This is a genomic window from Streptomyces sp. NPDC002868, from assembly GCF_055563295.1.
The window spans coordinates 145,273-163,855 of the sequence record NZ_JBVHDR010000005.1; the positions used below are offsets into that span (position 1 = coordinate 145,273).

The following is an 18,583-nucleotide window of genomic DNA, read 5'->3' on the forward strand; positions in this document are numbered from 1 at the left end:
ATCATGGGCTTCGTCGGCGAACAGGACGTCGACCCGCTGCTGTACGACCCGTCGGATCTGACGGACGCGCAGTGGGCGTTGGTGGAGCCGTTGCTGCCGGCAGCTCGGGTGGGACCGAAGGGTGGGCGTCGGGAGAAGCACCCGCGGCGGCGGATCGTGGGTGCGATCTTCTACGTGGTGCGGACCGGGTGCGCCTGGGGACAGCTGCCGAAAGACTTCGCTCCGTGGCCGACGGTGTACTGGTACTTCACGTGGTGGCATGACGACGGCACCGTCGAGTGCATCCACAACGCATTGCGAGGCAGGGTCCGTGTAGCCGACGGGCGGAACGCCGAGCCGAGCGCGGGCCTGATCGACTCGCAGTCCGTCCGTACGGCTGACACCGTTCCGGCCGTGACCAGGGGCTTCGACGCGGGGAAGAAGGTCAAGGGCCGCAAGCGGTTCATCGTCACCGACACGCTCGGACTCCTGCTGGCCGTTCATGTGGTCGGGGCGAGTAGCCAGGACCGTGATGGTGCCCGTCGTCCGCTGTTGTGGACCCGTCTCGACCACCCGGGCGTTCGGAAGGTCTGGGCGGACCAGGGCTTCGCGGGCCGCCTGGTCGAGTGGGCCGCCTCGATCCTCGGCCGCGAATTGGAGATCGTTCGCAAGGCCCCCGACCAGCGTGGATTCCAGGTCCAGCCGAAGCGATGGGCGATCGAGCGGACGTTTTCGTGGATCACTGCTCATCGACGCCTGGCCCGTGACTACGAGACCAGCCCAGCCCGGTCGGAGACCATGATCCGCTGGGCGATGATCGGCATCATGCTCGCAGGCTCACCCGACGAGGACCAGCTACACGGCCCGGTCCGCGGCCTCTTTGCCGGATCGCTACTGAGCCGGGTCGGCCAGCGTCTCGATTGACAGCGGCGGGAACGTCTCCTGTTTCCGGGTGAGGCTCACCAGTGCTTCTGGAGGTTCGGCTCCATCCCGTACGGCCATGACGTAGGCCTTCGCCTCCTGCGGTCCAAGGAGCGGGGCCTGTTTGCGGAGGTGGCGTATCGCGGCCATGGTTCCGTCGGAGTGCACGAGCACTTGAACAGACGTGATCAGCGGATCAGGCGGTCTGACGCCCTTGATCTGCCGAAGGTAGAGCTCCTCCCAGTCCTCGCCAACGTACGTGGTGACGGGGATGTGGTGGATGCTTCCGTCCAGTCGGTCCACCAGATAAGGGCCGTGGCCCACCAGCATCTTCTCAAGTTCACGGCTGCGGATGTACTCCACCGACTGCCAGAAGACCAGCCACCCGAGGGCATGTTCCTCCACGTCGAGGACAGCAAGTTCGGGCAACCATGGCGACTCCTGCCGCTCTCTCGACAGCAGAGCCTCAACCAACTGGACGGCACGCTCCTTGGTGACCACGGTCCTCATTATTCACCACGGCACAACCGGTTTACGGACCGGACTGGAACCGTGCACCGCTCCAGATCGAGATCTCAAACGCGGTCTGAGTGATCAGCGTCATCTCCTGGGAGAGCTCCAGCTTGAGTTCCTCACGCAGGAACACTGCCAGGCGTTTCTTGATCTGCTCGGCTTCGGCTTTCGGCCCGGTGAAACGGAGGAGGTGATCGTCTGCGTGACGGATGTAGCGCAGCCTCCGGTAACTCGGATCATTCGGATCCGCGCTCGGCAGGCGGGTCATCCGCTGACGCACGGCGCGGGCCCAGGGCCGGTCGCCGTGTTGACGAGCCTTCCGCAGCAGATGCTGCAACTCCAAATACGCCGGGTTACGCGCCCGACGTGGCGACACACCGGGTGACGCCCGCCGCCCAGCCCTCCTTCCCCTTCATCACCGCGCGGGCAATCTGCACCGCAGCGGCACTCGGATCCTGCCCGGCCGTGATCCCGGCCGCCGCCGCATCCCACCAAAACGTCCCGGCCCCCTCCGTGCGGGGAAGGGAAAACTCCCATTCCGGGCCCTCGTCCTGCACGGGGCAGGCAAGGACGACGGCAACCTGCTACCCCTGCCGTTGCGCGACGGTGGGGCCAACCCGCCCGCATGGGGCGCGTCGTGGGATTGGTGAACGTGGGACCGGCCAGGGCCTCCCACGGCAGGTCGATCGTACTGATCACTCGGGTGGCGTGGCTTCGCCCTGCCAGAAGTTCCACTGGTATCCCCAGGGATCGGTGATGGTGAAGGTCCGGGGCCCGTAGGGCTGGTCCGTCGGGGGCTCCACCTCGGTGTCGGCTGCGGCACGGACCCGCTCAAAGTGTGCATCGACGTCGTCGACATGCACGATGAGGATGGCGTTTTTCCCGTCGTCGCTCGTGCCGCCGCCGCTGACTCCGATCTTCGTCGGTCCGGCATAGATGTCGGCTTCGAATGTCCGCCCCGAGTCGTCGCGCCAGCGGACCGCGCCGGTGAAGCCCAAGACCTGCTCCATCCAGTCCAGCGCGGCATCTGCGTCGTCGTACCGCAGGTAGGGGGAGACGCTTTCGATCGCCATCTGTTGCTCCTTCGAATATGGGAACCGGCTGCACCCAATGACTAGCGCCTTGCAGGCCTGAACATATGTGTGCCTGTCGAGGCGTTGCTTGTACGAAATGCCAAGCGGGGTGGGTAGGGAAGGCCGTTGCGCCAGTGGTGAGCGCAGGGACCGATGGCGCTTCGGGCAACTCGCGTAGCGGCCGCAGGGGACGTGCCGACGGTGGTGGGGGTCGCATTCGACGGTCCAGCCGCCCTCACCAGCTACGACCAGCTCTGCCGTGCCCCACGGCCGAATGACCCAATCTTGTCATGGAGGCATCAGACACGGCTGCTCAGCATGGCCCCGGCGTCCAGGACGGATCGCGGCCGAGCAGTGCGAGCAGCCGGTGGTCCGGCGACGCGTCGCCGGGAACGGCGATCCGCCGGCGGAACGCGGCACCGGCGCCACGGCCCTCGTCCGGGACCTGGGCGGCGACGCGCAGGGCGGCGGTGGTGAGTTCGGCGGCGGGCTCCCAGGGGGCGCCGATCGCCACCGCGACGTCCCAGGCGTGCACCACGTAGTCGAGCAGATGGACGCCGATCGCGATCCGCCCGGGGACACCGAAGCCCTCACCCACCTCCGGCAGCGCGAACCGCCGCTCCAGCACGTCGTCTTCCGCGAACGCCGCGGCCACCTCGTCCGCCGACGCCTCGTACGCTCCGGCCGGATCGTCGCCGAGGTCACCGTCGCGCCATACCGCCCACGGCTCGCCCACGCCGCGGGCGGAGGCAGCGAACCCCTCGTTCTGACTGACCAGATGGCGAAGCAGGCCGTACACGGTCCAGTCCGCGCACGGCGTCGCCAGCCTCAAGTGATCGGCCTTCACCCGGGAGACCACTTCCCCAGTGAGCAACAGCGCTTGGCGGTCCAGTCGTCGTATGTCCATGGCCGGAGCGTAATATCACTCAGAGGCTCAGCTCCAGAGCCAATAACCCGCCAAATGATTGAGCCAATAGGCAAGCCGCAAGCCAAGAGGCAGCAGCCGAGAGTCACGATGGATGTTCACGTCACGCTCGACGGGCACCGCGACCTGTCCGGCCAGATCTACCGCCAGCTGCGCACCGCGATCCACGACGGGCTGCTGCGCCCCGGCGATCCGCTGCCCCCGACCCGGCAGCTGGCCCACCGCCTCGCGGTGGCCCGCAACACCGTCGGCGTCGCCTACGAACGGTTGGTCGCCGAGGGCTACGCGGACAGTCGGGTCGGCTCCGGGACCTACGTGCAGGCGACAGGTCTGCCCTCCCGCGACGCCGCGACAACCACCGGTACCACCGACTCCGGACTGCGCCCGCGCGCCGTATGGGCGGGCCTGTCCCAGTGGGCGGGCCCGGAGACCTCCGGACCGACCACGGCGGCCCACGACTTCCGGGTGGGCTTGCCGGATGCCCGGCTCTTCCCGTACGACGCTTGGCGTTCCCTGGTCTCCCGGGAACTGCGCCTCTCGGCGGCCGGGGCGGCCGGATACGGCGATCCGGCCGGTCACGCCGGGCTGCGGGCCGCGCTGGCCCGGCATATCGGAGTCTCCCGCGCCGTCCGGACCGGCCCGGACGATGTGCTGGTGACCACCGGCACGCAGCAGGCCCTGGACCTCATCGGGCGGGTGCTGCTCGAACCGGGCGACCGGGTGGCCGTTGAAGACCCCGGCTACCCGCCGGCCCGGCTGCTGTTCCGGTCACAGGGCGCTGAGGTCACAGGCATACCGGTGGACGCCGAGGGCCTGGTGGTGGACGCCATCCCGCCGGACACCCGCGCCGTGTACGTCACCCCCGCCCACCAGTTCCCGCTCGGCATGCCGATGTCCCTGCGGCGCAGAACGGCGCTGCTGCGGTGGGCGCGGCGGCACGGTGCGGCGGTGATCGAGGACGACTACGACAGCGAATTCCGGTTCGGCGGGCGGCCGGTCGAGACGCTGCAGAGCCTCGACCAGGCTGGACACGTCATCTACGTGGGGTCGTTCTCCAAGGTGATGTCGCCCTCTCTGCGCGTCGGTTTCCTGGTGGCGCCCGCCCCGCTGCGCACGGCGCTCCGCGCCGCCAAGTACACCGCCGACTGGCATACGCCGGTCCCGACTCAGGCGGCGCTCGCCCGCTTCGTCGACGACGGGCTGCTCGCCCGGCACATCCGCCGGATGCGGCACACGTACGCGGCCCGGCACGAGATCCTCACCCGGGCGCTCAACAGCCACTTCGCGGACCTGGCCGAGCCGGTGCCGTCCTCCGCGGGCCTGCACGTGACCGCATTCACCCGAGGCGACCTCGCCGACCCCGCCACCCTCGCGGACCGAGCCGGCCGGGCCCGGGCGTCAGGCGTGGCGGTCTACACCCTGGCGGAGGTCGCCAGAAACCGCTCCGCACGCCCGGGCTTCGTCTTCGGCTACGGGTCGATCAACGCCCCGGACATCGAGCCGGGCCTGCACCGCCTGCTGCGGCCCGCCTAGTGTCCTGGTCCGGAGATCCTGTCCAGTAGCGGCAGATGCGGTCGATGATCTGGTCGGCTGTCTTGGTCCACGTGAACGGCCGGGCGGTGTCGTTCCAGGTCTTGATCCAGTCCTCGAGCGCGGTCTTGAGTTCGTTGAGTGAGCAGAAGACGCCGCGTTCCATACAGCGCCGTTCCAGCTCGGCGAACCAGCGTTCGACCTGGTTGATCCAGGACGAGTGCGTCGGGGGTGAAGTGCAGCTCGAAGCGGGGATGTTCCAGCAACCAGCGATGCACCACCGGTGCCTTGTGGGCGGAGAGGTTGTCGCAGATTACGTGGACCGCCAGGCCAGGCCGGGCTGGGTCTGGCGGTCGATCTCGCCCAGGAGGTCACGGAAGTCGACCGCGCGGTGCTGGCCGGACTTTTCCCGATCACCTTGCCGGTAGCGGTGTTCAGCGCGGCGAACAGGTCCACGGTGCCGTGCCGGATGTAGTCGAAGCTGCGCCGCTCCGGCGTGCCCGGGACCGTCGGCAGCACCGGCGCAGTCCGCTCAAGGGCTTGGGTGAGTAGCCGGGGAGGATTTCACTCCCCGGCTCTCTCAGAACCGTGCGTAAACCTCTCGGCTTACACGGCTCCCATCGTCCAGTCGTACACGGTCATGGCTTGACGAGTTTCCAGTAAATGGGAATCCCCCGACGCGACGGTCACGGCCCTCGAGTACGCCGGTGCGGGCCCCGCGGCCGCCGCTGCGGCGGGCCGGCCTCGGGTACGGGATCCTCGGGCGCGAGCGGCGGGAGCTGATGCGCGAGTGGTGGTGCCGCTGCATCAGGCGCTTGCCGGACCCTTCGGCATCCCGGAGCAGACCGACCCGCGCCGCTACCTCCATGTGCCCAAGCAGTTCACCGACGGCGACGCGCAGATACGCATCGATCTGCCCGCGCACCTGAGAAGCTGTGTCACATCCTCTTTTCGCAGGCCACGGGTCATGAAGGGCGGTAGTGATCCCGCTTGCCGCACCGTCAACAGTGCTGGCCGAGCTCCCGGACTCCCGCCGCCCCCGACTTCGCGTGCACATGCGAACTTGCGCCGTTCCGGTCCGACCGCTCGGCAGCGCCGTACCGCGCGGTGTGGCGCCACCCGGCAGGACGCCTACCCCCGCGCCCCGCCGGCCTTCCAGGCGGTCATGGCGTGGTCGTCGTCGGGCGGGACCAGCCAGAGGACGCCCATACTGACGCCAAGTCGCTCGAAGCCGACCGGGAATTCCAGATGCCGCCAGGGCGACTCGGCGCGTTCGACGGCTTCCTGAAGGCTACTCAGGATTCCAGTGCGTCGAGTTCGAGATCACCGTCGTCCACGCGCACCCGCGGGGCGACCCGAGCCGGAATGCGCCGCGGACGGAACCTCGTGCGCCGGGCGCACGTCCGATCCGCGCCGGGTGAGATACGACGACTGGGGGAGATATGCGAACAGTTCGAGGATTGGGTGCGCTCTGCCTGCTTCTGGCTGCGGCCGGAGCGGCCGGATGCGGCGAACAGACCGTGGCCGCCGACGTGGACCCCGGTCCGAGCGTTCGAGTGGCCGCGCCCGACGGCGGCCGCGCCCAGCAGGTCTCCGACGCCTGGAAGGGATCGCAGGCCGCCCGGCAGTGGAGGGAAGGATTCTTCTCCCTGGACTTGTGGATCCAAGAGCCCCAGCACACCTTCCAAAACGGGGAGGACAAGGTGGCGTACGGGAACCGGAACTTCGACCTGGAGGGCTCACTGCCCGGCAAGGCGGGGAAGGGCACGATCCGGTGGGAGGGCGGCGGTTCGCAAACTGTCCCCCTCCACTCGGCGCAGAAGGTGTTCGAGCAGCTGGACGGCGACGGGCCCGGGGGCGCGGACGGGGACGACGACAAGAACCCGCTGATCGTGACCGGGGCGAAGCTGGGTGAAATCACGATGACCACCAGCCGGGGACCCGCTCGCGTCCCGGCGTGGTTCTTCACCTTGAAGGGGTACAACACCCCACTCAAGCACGTCGCGTTGAGCGATTCGATGCGGGTGAAGTCACCGGTCAAGCCGCTGGAGTCCCAGGCCCAGACCGATGACCTGATGCCACTCCAGGGCCTCAGGTCGGTGGCCAAGGACGGCCGGAGCATCACGGTGTCGGCCGGACACGGCTCCTGCGACGACGGCCCGGCCGTCAAGGCCCTCCAGACCGGGGACAACGTGGTGCTGTCCGCCTCGATCCTGAACAGGGCCGAGGGCGCCTGCCCGAGCATCCTGAACATCAAGGAGGTCAAGGTGAAACTGGACCGCCCGCTCGGCGACCGCATCCTCCTTGACGCGTTCACCGGGGCACCCGTGATCGTCGAAACGCCGGACTCGGCCAAACCGGTCGGCTCTTGATCCTCGCCCGGTCCTCGCCGGTTCGGGCCTGCGCAGGTGTGTGCGCCGCTCGGGGCGCCGGGCGGCCGCCCAGATCGCCACCCGCCGGACGGCACTGCAACCGTGCCGCCGCCGCTGTGGCACCCGGGATGCTGCGGGAGCGGCGGACCCGGGAGCCCGCGGGTCCCGCCGCATGCCCAGCCTCGCCGCCAGACCGAGGCGCCGCCGGTCACCCTCGCAGCCGCCTGAAGATCAGCGCACTACCATCGCCGTTCGGAACGGCGACCATCGACGCTGAACCGAACGGCAAGCAGACTCCACACCCCATGCCATAGCCCTGCCACCTGCGAAAAGAGGTTCAGACACAGCTTCTGATGTGCGAACCGCGGTGCTGCTCCTCGCCGGGGCCGGAGCAACGTATGTCGCTCTGCTGCACCCAGCGTTCGGAACGGCGCTTCTGGTCGGTGTCACCGTCGTCACGCTCCTTCACCTGCTGCGCCAGCAGCAGGTGAAGGACACCGATCTCCGCCGGAATCTCCGATTTGCCTCCCACCGTGAAGCGGCTTCAGCGCTTCGCGGCCGAGATCTTCTTCGGCTGGCGCGGGACCGTCTTTTCCCGGTCGAGATGCCCGTACACCGTGGACCGCGGCACCCCGAACAGGTCGGCGATCTGCTGGACTGTCTTCTCCCGCGCGTCGTACAGCTGCTGAGCCAGCGCGGCCTGATCGGCCGTGAGCTTGGGGCGGCGGCCGCCGACGCGACCGCGGGCCCGTGCGGAGGCGAGACCGTCGTTGGTGTTCGCCACGATCAGCTCGCGCTGGAGCTCGGCAAGTACGGAGAGCATGCCGAACATGGCGCGGCCCTCCATCGTGGAGGTGTCGATGCCCTGCTCGATGACGTGCAGGCCGATGCTGCGCTCGCGCAGGTCGGCGCCGAGTGTCACTAGGTGCAGGACTGAGCGGGAGAGCCGGTCGAGCCGGGTCACCTTCAAGGTGTCCGCCTCGCGCAGGAGCTGGAGTACGAGGTCGAGCTTCGGGCGGGAGGCCTTCGCGCCGCTCGCCTTGTCGATGTGGATGTTCTCGCGGTCGACGCCGGCCCGCAGCAGGGCGTCGATCTGGTGGTCGGGGTTCTGATCGGCGGTCGAGACTCGCGCGTATCCCTTCATGCTTTCGGGAGCGCTGATCCGGATAGCGCGCGCCCACAGCAACTTCTTGAAAGACCAAGACAAGGTCTGGGTTACTGAGGATCACAACATGCACCGTGGTCCTGGCGGAATACTGGTTTGGGATGCTGGACAGCCGATGCATCAGGCGGGGTACCACACCTGGCGGTCGGAAAACGTAGCCGTGGGATTCGACACCGCAGAGAAAGTCGTGCGCTTCTGGATGCAAGATGATGAGGCGTGGGGCTGGGGACATCGCAATGCCATCCTGTTTGATGACTGGTATACGCCAGACGACATCCGCGAGGCTGGCTTTGGCTATTGGAAAGGTGGCCCATGGACCCACTATTGGACGCTAGACATGGGTAGGAAAACAGGGCCGTTCTGATGCGGTCCGGGTCCAGACGTGGGGTCGACCTCTCGCGTGCGTTTGGAGTTGCCCCGCATGGCCTGGTCCCGTCGAGCGCTCTGCCGAGCGTCCTCGTCGGTCGTGCGGGGCAGATGCGGGGTGTGGTTGACGAGCCGGGCCGAGTTGCCCTGGATGCTCACCGTCCAGCGATCGCCGGGACCAGGCCCGTTCCGCTGGTTCGCCGTCTTCGTGATCGCATTACTCACCTGGCAGGGCGCCACCAGCGATTACGACGTGACGCAACCCATCGGACCACAGCGCCGCGACAAAAGGCTGTTACTGCTCCTAGCGGCCTCCTCGGGCTTCTGGCCCCCGGCCCTGCTGCCGCGGCTAGCCGTGTACTTGCAGGAGCGCTACCGATTCGCCGTGGACCTCGGTCTTGGACTCGGCCTGCGCCAAGGGGAAGCGTTCGGCCTCGACGAGGACGACTTCGACCTTGAAGCCGAGGTCGTCCATGTGCGGCGGCAACTGCGGTGGGACTCGAAGGGACGGCCGTACTTCTGCTTGCCCAAGGGAGGCAAGACCCGCGATGTGCCTCTCCCCCAACCTCGCGCTCCGCGCCCGTGAGCATTTCCGGCGCTTCCCGTCGGTGGAGTGCACGCTGCCATGGCGCAACCCCGAGACACCAACGACCGCACTCGAAGCTCGGCAGCGAAAGCCGATCGCGGTCCGTCTCGTCCTGAGCACCTCGCAGGGCAACCGGATCAATTACCGGACATGGAACGAGCGGAGTTGGAAGCCGGCGCTGGTGGCTGCCGGCGTCCTCAAGGCGGTGGGCGAGAAGGTCCAGCGGTACAGCGGCCGCACCCGCAGGTACCCCATCTTTGAGCTGTCGCGTGAGGACATGTTCCACGTCCTCACGCACACGTATGCGAGCGTGCAGCTGGAGGCCGGCGAGTCCATCGTGAGCCTCTCGGAGTGGCTTGGCCACTCCTCACCGAAGATCACTCTCGACCACTACGCTCACTTCATGCCCGGGGCAGGCAAGCGCGGGCTCGCGGCCATGGACGCCTGGCTTATGCAAGATCAACAGCGGAAAGTCCCTGAGAAGTCCCTGGCGACCCCCTGGCTCACGACGCCGACCGCAGACCCGCAGTTCAAAGGCCTGATCAAGTCAGCCGAACGCATGAAGGTGAAGTACAAGGAGACCTCGCGCGGAGGCCTCGCGGTCAACGTCATCGAGTGCTGACCCGAGGAAATGCTGACCCGAGGCCGCCGCGAGGCGGTCAGAACCCGCGGTCGATCCACTCCTGCAGATGCGGGGCCTCCGCGGCGATGGTGGTCGTATCCCCATGGCCGGTGTGCACGACAGTGTCGCCCGGCAGTGCCAGCAGCCGGTCCCGGATCGACTCGATGATGGTGCCGAAGTGACTGTACGACCGACCCGTCGCCCCCGGCCCGCCCGCGAAGAGCGTGTCACCGCTGAAAAGGGCGTTCAGAGCCGGCGCGTACAGGCAGACCGCTCCGGGGGCGTGCCCGGGGGTGTGCAGCACCGTCAGATCGACACCCGCCACTGTCAGGACCTGCCCGTCGGCCAGTTCGGCGTCGGGCAGCCGCTCGGAGTGGGTCTGCTTCCACAACGGAAGGTCGTCCGGGTGCAGCACAATCGGAGCGCCGGTCCGGCCGGCGAGCGCCGGGGCGGCGTCGATGTGGTCGTTGTGGGCGTGTGTGCAGACGATGGCGCGAAGCGTCCGGCCCCCGAGCGCGGCCACGATGGCGTCCGCGTCGTGCGCGGCGTCGATGACGACCGCTTCCCGGTCGTCGCCGACGATCCACACGTTGTTGTCGACGTCCCAGGTGCCGCCGTCCAGGGAGAAGGTGCCGGAGGTGACCAGTCGGTCGATGCTTGCGGTCATCAGAAGACCACCACCGAGCGCAGCACGTCACCGTGATGCATCCGCTCGAAGGCCTTCTCGACATCGTCGAGCGCGATCGTCTCTGTCACGAACGCATCCAGGTCCAGGCGCCCCTGCAGATGGAGGTCGATCAGCATCGGGAAGTCGCGGCTCGGGAGGCAGTCCCCGTACCAGGACGACTTGAGCGATCCGCCGCGTCCGAAGACGTCCAGCAGCGGAAGCTCGAGCTTCATCTCCGGAGTCGGGACGCCGACGAGGACGACGGTCCCGGCGAGGTCGCGGGCGTAGAAGGCCTGCTTGTACGTCTCCGGGCGGCCGACGGCCTCGATGACGACGTCCGCACCGAAGCCGCCGGTCAGTTCGCGGACCGCCTCGACCGGGTCGGTCTCCTTGGAGTTGACCGTGTGGGTTGCGCCGATCTTCTTCGCGGTGGCCAGCTTCCGATCGTCGATGTCCACCGCGATGATCTTCGCCGCGCCCGCGAGCCGGGACCCGGCGATCGCCGCGTCGCCCACGCCGCCGCAGCCGATGACGGCGACGGAATCGCCACGCCCGACGGCGCCGGTGTTGATGGCGGCACCGATGCCCGCCATCACGCCGCAGCCCAGGAGCCCGGCGACCGCGGCCGACGCCCGCTCGTCGACCTTCGTGCACTGCCCGGCCGCCACGAGCGTCTTCTCGGCGAAAGCGCCGATGCCCAGGGCCGGGGACAGCTCGGTGCCGTCGGCGAGGGTCATCTTCTGCTTGGCGTTGTGGGTGTTGAAGCAGTACCAGGGCCGCCCTCGCATACAGGCCCGGCACTGGCCGCAGACCGCACGCCAGTTCAGGATGACAAAGTCGCCCGGTGCGACCTCGGTGACGCCCTCGCCGACCGCCTCGACCCGGCCCGCGGCCTCATGGCCGAGCAGGAAGGGGAAGTCGTCGTTGATGCCGCCCTCGCGATAGTGCAGATCGGTGTGGCAGACCCCGCAGGCCTCGATGTTCACCAGCGCCTCACCCGGGCCGGGGTCAGGCACGATGATCGTTTCCAGGCTGACGGGGGCGCCTTTCCCTCGCGCGACGACAGCACGGACCTGGTGAGTCATGGCCACTCCTCGACTGATACGCACCCATGGGACTTGCGTTGCTTATTACGGCACGCACCTCACGTGTCGCAACAACAGCATCGTGGAGGCGCGATCCACGGTCAAGGACCCTACGCATTAGGCATGGGCTGATGCCGCGTTCCGGTGCCACTTGCCGGGAAACGGACGGACCGCCCGCCCTCGGCAGCGGGCGCGACCCGTCGCAGTGGTGTCCGTACCGAGGCTGTCCTGACGCACGGAGGCCCTTGGGCCAACGGCCCGGATCCGGTAGGACTCCGGCCGGGCTTGTCCGGCTGGATCTGTCACTCAGCACGATCATGGTCGAGGCCGGCCAGCGGCCGAGTCCTCACCGTGATTCCCCACGCCTTCGGGGCTCACGGCGGTCCGGCGGAGATCCTGGGCATCTCCGACCACGACGGACAGCGCGCACATCTCCGGCAACGGCCATGACGTCGACAGTATCGATCCAAGCCGAACTGGCATGTTTCGAGGGGGACTTGGACGCGCGTCGCGAGCTGTACGGCGCCATTGTCTCGGCTGTGCCCCTGGCACCGCTTTCTACGGCCTGGGCCCGCTCTGCCCGGCCCCGCCGTTGTCCGGCCGATTGGCATCGGGCCGGGCGCGACAGGAAGCGACCGGCCTTGACCGTCATAATGAAGGAGTACGAGTCGGCGGCTGCCCTATGCGCGCCGACCCGGCCGCACGCTGCTCGCGCGACGCCTCGAGGTAAGGCGGTGACGCGTACATGCCTCTACCCCATCATGAAGGTACTCAGTTTCCGTCCCGCAGGGGCTATGGAGAAACGGTGTTCAGGCCTGAGCGGAGCGGCGAGGCCGAGCGCATCGACCTTGGCGGGCTCACCTATGACGCCACCACCCTGGCCCGGCTGAGAGAGCTGGGAGCCGGTCCAGGCTGGCACTGCCTGGACGTGGGCGCGGGCACCGGCACAGTCGCAAGGCAGCTGCTGAGCCGGGCCGGGGTCGCTTCCGTGCTCGCGGTCGACCGCGACGTACGCTTCCTCACGGCGTCCCCCACTGCCGGGCTACGGGTACTGGAGGCCGACATCAGCGCGCCGGACTTCGACCCGGGCCTGTTCCGCCTGGTCCACGCGCCGTTCGTCCTCATGCATCTGCCCTCCTACCGGCGCATGATCACCAAGCTCTGCGAGCTGGTGGCCCCTGGCGGCGTGCTGGTTCTCGGCGACGCCGTCGACCTGACGACGACAGGCGTCCCCAGCACCCCGTACACCGAAGTCATGCGAGCGATGTGGCAAGGGCTGCGAAACACCATCGGCACCGACGTCGCCTGGGTGCCGCAGTATCCACGGCTGCTGCGCGACGCCGGTCTCACCTCCGTCGCGGCCGAGATCCATGTACCTCCCCTGCTGCCCGGCAGCCCCATCAGCCGCTTCTGGGCGGAGACTTGGGACCGGGCGAGGACAACCATCGTGGACACCGGGCTGGTCGACGAAGCGACGATCGACGCGGCCATCCATTCTCTCGACTCGCCCGAATGCGCCGAACTCTCACCCGGACTGATCACCGCTTGGGGATGGAAGCCCGAGGAGGCCTTTCCATGACGACCGACACCGTCCGCTCACAGCTGGAGCGCGTGTGGGAGCTTCACACCAGCAGCGAGTTCACCACACTCGACGTCGACACGACGATGGAGACCATGACGGACGCACCAGCGGTGCTCCATGTGCCTACTGCCATGGGCGCCCGCGGCAGGGGACCCGTGCGCGACTTCTACCGCCGCTGGTTCATCGGCCGCAATCCACGGGACTTCACGCTTGAGACCCTGACCCGGACCACCGGCGACGACCGCATCGTCGAGGAGATGCTGGCCTCGTTCACCCATGACATTGAAGTCCCCTGGATCCTCCCCGGCGTGGCCCCGACGGGGAGGGCGATAAGCATCGCGGTCATAGCGGTCGTGTCGTTCGACGGCATCCTGATCGCGAGCGAGCACATCTACTGGGATCAGGCATCGGTCCTGGGGCAGGCCCGTCTCATCGAGCCCTCCACCATGGCACGGCTGCCGGTGGCGATCGATCAGCGCGCCACGCTGACCGACGGCCCTCTCAACGAACTGGCGGGCGTCGGCCGGCGTCCCCTGTCGGGGTGATATCGGTCGAGCGGCCAGTCGGCTCCCGCCAATCGAAGACCGCGACTCTACCCGATCGTGCTTCAGTCACGTGATCCGGCGGACATGATCTGGAGCGCTCGGTGGCCGGATGAAGGGACATCGGTCAACTTCTACGGCGCGTGGCCAGCACATGAGCGGCTCCGATGAGGATCAGCCCAGAGAACGTGAGGGCGTTCATCGAAAAGAAGCGGATCTCCCAGGACGGGCTTGGCACGATTCGGAAGTAGAACAGGCCCTGCACCACGCAGGACGCGCCCACCAGCAATGCTCCGAGTCCGTGGATCCGCGGCCGGGTGACGCGCCGGCGGACCCAGGGCAGCGTCCATCCGGTGCGTATCGACGCCGTGCCCAGCGCGATCGCCAGCAAGCCCAGGACCATGCCACATCCCGCCACCCATTCCATGGACTCTCCCTCTGCCGCTGAGCGTGCCCACCCGGGAACCGGGCCAGATGGATCCGATGCCCACGTAGGTCCCTGCCGGCCGCGTCGGTGATCATAGAGGGGCAGCGATCTGCCGGGCCATGGGGCGATGACAGTCACAGGGCATCCGACGCCGTGTCGTGCCGGGCACCACGCCCTACCTCAGACGTCGGCCGCGTACCGCCAGAAGTCCCGCATCAGCTCAGGGAAGCTGGGTCCGCCCATCTGCAGCTGGCTGAGCACGATGGTGACCGCGCCGGTGGACGGTGTGGCGTGCGCGGCCGTACCGGTGCCGCCGACCCAGCCGTAGCGTCCCGGCACGCTCCACGGTTCGACGGCCTCGACATCGACCGCGCCGCCGAATCCCCAGCCCATCCCCTCGAGGAACAACCCGGCGGACTCACGCTCGGACGGGGTCAGGTGATTGGTGGTCATCTGCCGCACCGACTCGGGCGACAGCAGCCGACGGCCACCGGCCGTCCCTTCGGCGAGCAGCATCCGGCCGAAGGCGAGCCAGTCGTCGACGGTCGAGACCAGACCGCCCGCGCCGGACGGGAAGGCCGGTGGGCTGCTCCACTGCCCGTCGGCGGCGTCGACCAGCTCGAGTCCGCCCTCGGGATCGGTCCGGTAGTAGCTGGTGAACCGGTCGAGCTTGGCGGCCGGTACCGCGAACGCCGTGTCGGCCATCCCGAGCGGCTCGAACAGTCGCTCGGCCAGGAACTCGGGCAGGGGCCGGCCCGTGACCCTGGCGATCAGCACGCCCTGAAGGTCGGAGCTGATGTTGTACAGCCAGCCGTCGCCCGGCTGGTGCAGCAGCGGAATGCGCGACAGCCTCGCCATCCACTCGTCCGGCGGGGGGACGGTCTGCGGCTGCGGCGGTCCCTGCTTCAGCTCGCTGAACAGCGGCGCGACCGCGGGCAGTGAGAAGTCGGAGGGGAAGCCGTACCCGGCACGGGAGCTGAGCAGATGGAACACGGTGATCGGCCGGACCGCCGGGACCACGTCGTCCACCGGTGCGGCCGGCGTACGGACGACGCTCGGTGACGCCAGCTCCGGCAGCCACTGCCCGACCGGGTCGTCCAGCGCGATCCGGCCGTCCTCGAGCAGCATCATGACGGCCGCGGCGACGATGGGTTTGGTGATCGATGCGATGCGGAAGATCGAATCCCTGGCCATCGGGGCGGTGCCCTCGACGTCAACGGATCCCACGGCCTCCACCTCGACCCGGTCACCGCCGGCCACCAGGCCCACCGCTCCCGGCACCGAGCCCTTACTGACGTGCGTATCCAGCGTGTCGCGCAGATCGGCCATGGGTCCACCCTCTCAAGTGTGCGGTCGAATACAGGACTCCCGCCGCGACGCAGAATCATCGGAGCCGGTGCCGTCGAATCCAACCCGATCACCCGCCGCTCACCTCAGCGCGGACGACCCTGCACCCTGGCCGGGGGCGTCAGGCCAGGGCCGGCGGAGTGAGGGCGTCCCGTGAGTCGAGCAGATCGCTGAAGAACGCCTCCGGTCGGGCCGCCAGCGCATCGGCGCGTTCTGCTCACTGATCGGCACGACGTTGACCACCCGTACTCGTTCGGCTCTTGTCTCGATGAAGGCTGGCTGCCCGGCCATCCAGGGCCCACCCGCCAGGAACACGCTGCGGCAGCCCTGGAACGTCGGAATGTCGTCCGTGAAGGGTTCGCCCCAGCCGGGCGGCCGCCCGGACGTCCATGGATAGGTCGCCAGGTTCGCGAGCTTCATCGCGATCAGCCCTTCATCGCCCGGCTGGACGGTCCCGCGCCTGAACAAGCGGCCGTCGCCCACGGTTGCGGTTGGTCCTGAAGGCCTGTTCGTCCGCCATCCCCCCTGCCCGCCCGGCCTGTTCGTCCGCCATCCCCCCTGCCCGCCCGCGAGTTCGGCGGATCCGCCGAGCCATCAGGTCGGCTGTCCCGGACTATTGACTCCGAGTGTGATAGTCGCAATTCTCGTCGCATCGCTTGCACGGGCCATGACAATCCATCCAGGACGGACGTGGCCCCGGGCGGCATCGGCTCCTCACCCCCCACCATCCGCTCACCGAAGGCATGAGTGATGCCCATGACTCGACACTCGCACCGCAAACGCAGGCCCATCGCGGTTCTGTCGTTGCTCCTCACCGTGGTGGCCATGGTCCTCGGCACAGCGCCCAGTTCATCGGCCGAGTCCGGCTGGTGGACCCCGGCCGCGCGGCCCGCGCCCGACTCCCAGATCAATGTCACGGGCGAGCCCTTCAAGGGGACCGACTCCCAGGGACAGGTACGGGGCTTCGTCGACGCCCACAACCACCTGATGTCCAACGAGGCCTTCGGCGGCCGGCTCATCTGCGGCAAGCCGTTCTCCGAACTGGAAATCGCCGACGCGCTCAAGGACTGCCCGGAGCACTACCCCGATGGCTCGCTCGCGATCTTCGACTTCATCACCAAAGGCGGCGACGGCAAGCACGACCCCAACGGATGGCCGACGTTCAAGGACTGGCCGGCCCATGACTCGCTGACCCACCAGCAGAACTACTACGCCTGGGTCGAACGGGCCTGGCGCGGCGGTCAGCGGGTGCTCGTCAACGACCTCGTCACCAACGGCGTGATCTGCTCGGTCTACTTCTTCAAGGACCGCAGCTGCGACGAGATGACCTCCATCCGCCTACAGGCACAGAAGACGTACGACATGCAGGCCTTCATCGACAAGATGTACGGCGGCCCGGGCAAGGGCTGGTTCAGGATCGTCACCGACACCGCGCAGGCCCGCCAGGTCATCCAGCAGGGCAAGCTGGCAGTCGTTCTGGGGGTCGAGACCTCCGAGCCGTTCGGCTGCAAACAGATCCTGGACGTCGCGCAGTGCGGCAAGGCCGACATCGACCGCGGTCTGGACGAGCTGCACAAGCTGGGCGTACGCAGCATGTTCCTGTGCCACAAGTTCGACAACGCCCTGTGCGGGGTCCGTTTCGACCAGGGCACCCTCGGCACGGCGATCAACGTCGGCCAGTTCCTGTCGACCGGCACCTTCTGGAAGACGGAGAAGTGCACAGGCCCGCAGCACGACAACCCCATCGGCCTCGCGTCGGCGCCCAATGCGGAGAAGGAACTTCCGCCGGGCGTGGCGGTCCCCTCGTACGCCGCGGACGCACAGTGCAACACCCGAGGTCTCACCGAGCTCGGCGAGTACGCCGTGCGCGGCATGATGAAACGCAAGATGATGCTGGAGATCGACCATATGAGCGTCAAGGCCGCGGGCCGGACCTTCGACATCTTCGAGTCCGAGTCGTACCCCGGTGTGATCTCCTCGCACAGCTGGATGGACCTCAACTGGACCGAGCGGGTCTACCGTCTCGGCGGCTTCATCGCCCAGTACATGCACGGCGCCGAGCAGTTCAGCGCGGAGGCGAAGCGCACGGACGCGCTGCGCGACAAGTACAACGTCGGCTATGGCTACGGCACCGACATGAACGGCGTCGGCGGCTGGCCCGGCCCACGCGGCGCGGACACCCCGAACCCGGTGCGGTACCCCTTCCGCAGCGCCGACGGCAGCGCCGTCATCGACAGGCAGACCACCGGCGAGCGCACCTGGGACATCAACACCGACGGCGCCGCGCACTACGGTCTGGTCCCGGACTGGCTGGAGGACATACGGATCGTCGGCGGCAAGAGTGTCGTGGACGACCTCTTCCGGGGCGCCGAGTCCTACCTCGACACCTGGAAGGCCTCCGAGAACCACAAGGCCGGGGTGAACCTTGCCGCAGGCTCGTCCGCCTCGGCCAGCTCGTCGGAGTGGAGCCTGTTCACGAGTTACGCACCCGACAGGGCCGTGGACGGCAACGCGGACACCCGCTGGGCGAGCGACTGGAGCGACGACCAGTGGCTCCGGATCGACCTCGGGGCACCGAGCCTGATCAAGCGCGTCACCCTCAACTGGGAGCGCGCCTACGGGAAGGCATACCGCATCGAGGTCTCCACCGACGGCACGAACTGGCAGTCCGTATGGTCCACGACCGCCGGTGACGGCGGCCTGGACACGGCGCAGTTCACCGGAACGTCAGCCCGCTACGTACGCATCCACGGGCTGGAGCGCGGCACCGGCTGGGGCTACTCCCTCAACGAAGTCGGCGTCTACGGCAGCTGACGCCACCGATGGAGCGCCCAAGGGCCGGGGCCGGCCGGATCAGCTCTCCTGATCCGGCCGGCCCCGG

Annotated in this window: 19 protein-coding genes and 1 pseudogene; 9 read left to right on the forward strand and 11 right to left on the reverse strand. The window is 68.2% G+C overall.

The genetic code is table 11. From position 1 onward, the window contains the following. Nucleotides 1-3: 3 nt before the first annotated feature. A pseudogene (locus ACZ3H8_RS17335) lies at nt 4-824 on the forward strand (IS5 family transposase); the annotation flags it as partial. Between the two features lie 46 nt (nt 825-870). On the opposite strand, the gene ACZ3H8_RS17340 reads toward ACZ3H8_RS17335, so the two are convergent. The 4 genes from ACZ3H8_RS17340 to ACZ3H8_RS17355 form a co-directional block, all read right to left on the reverse strand. Beyond that, on the reverse strand, nt 871-1,401 hold the full coding sequence (locus ACZ3H8_RS17340; RefSeq protein WP_467402542.1) for a YrhB domain-containing protein: 531 nt from the start codon (nt 1,399-1,401) through the stop codon (nt 871-873). A gap of 31 nt (nt 1,402-1,432) precedes the next feature. Continuing rightward, a complete protein-coding gene (locus ACZ3H8_RS17345; RefSeq protein ID WP_467402544.1) occupies nt 1,433-1,756 on the reverse strand; it encodes a hypothetical protein in 324 nt (107 codons plus the stop codon). A gap of 352 nt (nt 1,757-2,108) precedes the next feature. Next, nucleotides 2,109-2,486, reverse strand: a complete 378-nt coding sequence (locus ACZ3H8_RS17350) for a VOC family protein (RefSeq protein WP_467402547.1) — start codon at nt 2,484-2,486, stop codon at nt 2,109-2,111. A gap of 313 nt (nt 2,487-2,799) precedes the next feature. Then, the gene (locus ACZ3H8_RS17355; RefSeq protein ID WP_467402549.1) at nt 2,800-3,393 is read right to left on the reverse strand and encodes a TIGR03086 family metal-binding protein; all 594 of its coding nucleotides are present in this window, start codon (nt 3,391-3,393) and stop codon (nt 2,800-2,802) included. Between the two features lie 108 nt (nt 3,394-3,501). On the opposite strand from ACZ3H8_RS17355, the gene pdxR reads away from it, so the two are divergent. Beyond that, nucleotides 3,502-4,944 carry a MocR-like pyridoxine biosynthesis transcription factor PdxR gene (gene pdxR, locus ACZ3H8_RS17360; protein ID WP_467402551.1) on the forward strand — a complete coding sequence of 481 codons (1,443 nt, stop codon included), beginning with the start codon at nt 3,502-3,504 and terminating at the stop codon, nt 4,942-4,944. A gap of 1,439 nt (nt 4,945-6,383) precedes the next feature. Further along, nucleotides 6,384-7,313: a hypothetical protein gene (locus ACZ3H8_RS17365; protein WP_467402553.1), complete on the forward strand. Its 930-nt coding sequence runs from the start codon at nt 6,384-6,386 to the stop codon at nt 7,311-7,313. A 337-nt stretch (nt 7,314-7,650) separates the two neighbouring features. Here the strand turns inward: ACZ3H8_RS17365 and ACZ3H8_RS17370 are convergent, their stop codons facing one another. Together ACZ3H8_RS17370 and ACZ3H8_RS17375 are read right to left on the reverse strand one after the other, a co-directional pair. After that, on the reverse strand, nt 7,651-7,845 hold the full coding sequence (locus ACZ3H8_RS17370; RefSeq protein WP_467402556.1) for a hypothetical protein: 195 nt from the start codon (nt 7,843-7,845) through the stop codon (nt 7,651-7,653). 12 nt (nt 7,846-7,857) lie between these two features. Then, nucleotides 7,858-8,457: a recombinase family protein gene (locus tag ACZ3H8_RS17375; RefSeq protein WP_467402559.1), complete on the reverse strand. Its 600-nt coding sequence runs from the start codon at nt 8,455-8,457 to the stop codon at nt 7,858-7,860. A gap of 46 nt (nt 8,458-8,503) precedes the next feature. Here ACZ3H8_RS17375 and ACZ3H8_RS17380 point away from each other — a divergent pair, with 46 nt between their 5' ends. The 3 genes from ACZ3H8_RS17380 (at nt 8,504) to ACZ3H8_RS17390 (ending at nt 10,052) form a co-directional block, all read left to right on the forward strand. Next, a complete protein-coding gene (locus ACZ3H8_RS17380) occupies nt 8,504-8,842 on the forward strand; it encodes a CAP domain-containing protein (protein WP_467402561.1) in 339 nt (112 codons plus the stop codon). A 210-nt stretch (nt 8,843-9,052) separates the two neighbouring features. Further along, the gene (locus tag ACZ3H8_RS17385; RefSeq protein WP_467402563.1) at nt 9,053-9,430 is read left to right on the forward strand and encodes a hypothetical protein; all 378 of its coding nucleotides are present in this window, start codon (nt 9,053-9,055) and stop codon (nt 9,428-9,430) included. Continuing rightward, the gene (locus tag ACZ3H8_RS17390; RefSeq protein WP_467402566.1) at nt 9,393-10,052 is read left to right on the forward strand and encodes a hypothetical protein; all 660 of its coding nucleotides are present in this window, start codon (nt 9,393-9,395) and stop codon (nt 10,050-10,052) included. The genes ACZ3H8_RS17385 and ACZ3H8_RS17390 overlap by 38 nt, the downstream gene beginning before the upstream one ends. A 37-nt stretch (nt 10,053-10,089) precedes the next feature. Here the strand turns inward: ACZ3H8_RS17390 and ACZ3H8_RS17395 are convergent, their stop codons facing one another. Together ACZ3H8_RS17395 and ACZ3H8_RS17400 are read right to left on the reverse strand one after the other, a co-directional pair. Then, nucleotides 10,090-10,719 (reverse strand): MBL fold metallo-hydrolase, encoded by a 630-nt coding sequence (locus ACZ3H8_RS17395; protein ID WP_467402567.1) that lies wholly within the window; start codon nt 10,717-10,719, stop codon nt 10,090-10,092. Then, nucleotides 10,719-11,804, reverse strand: coding sequence for an S-(hydroxymethyl)mycothiol dehydrogenase (locus ACZ3H8_RS17400; RefSeq protein WP_467402570.1), 1,086 nt, complete (start codon nt 11,802-11,804; stop codon nt 10,719-10,721). The genes ACZ3H8_RS17395 and ACZ3H8_RS17400 overlap by 1 nt, the downstream gene beginning before the upstream one ends. Before the next feature lie 745 nt (nt 11,805-12,549). Here ACZ3H8_RS17400 and ACZ3H8_RS17405 point away from each other — a divergent pair. Then, the gene (locus ACZ3H8_RS17405) at nt 12,550-13,383 is read left to right on the forward strand and encodes a class I SAM-dependent methyltransferase (RefSeq protein WP_467402572.1); all 834 of its coding nucleotides are present in this window, start codon (nt 12,550-12,552) and stop codon (nt 13,381-13,383) included. Next, a complete protein-coding gene (locus ACZ3H8_RS17410; RefSeq protein WP_467402574.1) occupies nt 13,380-13,931 on the forward strand; it encodes a nuclear transport factor 2 family protein in 552 nt (183 codons plus the stop codon). Before ACZ3H8_RS17405 ends, ACZ3H8_RS17410 begins: the two co-directional genes overlap by 4 nt. Before the next feature lie 124 nt (nt 13,932-14,055). On the opposite strand, the gene ACZ3H8_RS17415 is transcribed toward ACZ3H8_RS17410, so the two are convergent. The 3 genes from ACZ3H8_RS17415 to ACZ3H8_RS17425 form a co-directional block, all read right to left on the reverse strand. Beyond that, on the reverse strand, nt 14,056-14,355 hold the full coding sequence (locus ACZ3H8_RS17415; RefSeq protein ID WP_467402576.1) for a hypothetical protein: 300 nt from the start codon (nt 14,353-14,355) through the stop codon (nt 14,056-14,058). Nucleotides 14,356-14,535: 180 nt separating this feature from the next. Next, complete coding sequence (locus tag ACZ3H8_RS17420; RefSeq protein WP_467402577.1) at nt 14,536-15,684, reverse strand: serine hydrolase domain-containing protein; 1,149 nt, start codon at nt 15,682-15,684, stop codon at nt 14,536-14,538. Between the two features lie 99 nt (nt 15,685-15,783). Further along, nucleotides 15,784-16,185 (reverse strand): hypothetical protein, encoded by a 402-nt coding sequence (locus tag ACZ3H8_RS17425; protein ID WP_467402579.1) that lies wholly within the window; start codon nt 16,183-16,185, stop codon nt 15,784-15,786. Between the two features lie 273 nt (nt 16,186-16,458). Between ACZ3H8_RS17425 and ACZ3H8_RS17430 the strand changes: the two genes are divergently transcribed. After that, entirely contained in the window at nt 16,459-18,516 is a 2,058-nt protein-coding gene (locus ACZ3H8_RS17430; protein ID WP_467402581.1) for a galactose-binding domain-containing protein, read from the forward strand. The last annotated feature ends 67 nt before the right edge of the window (nt 18,517-18,583 follow it).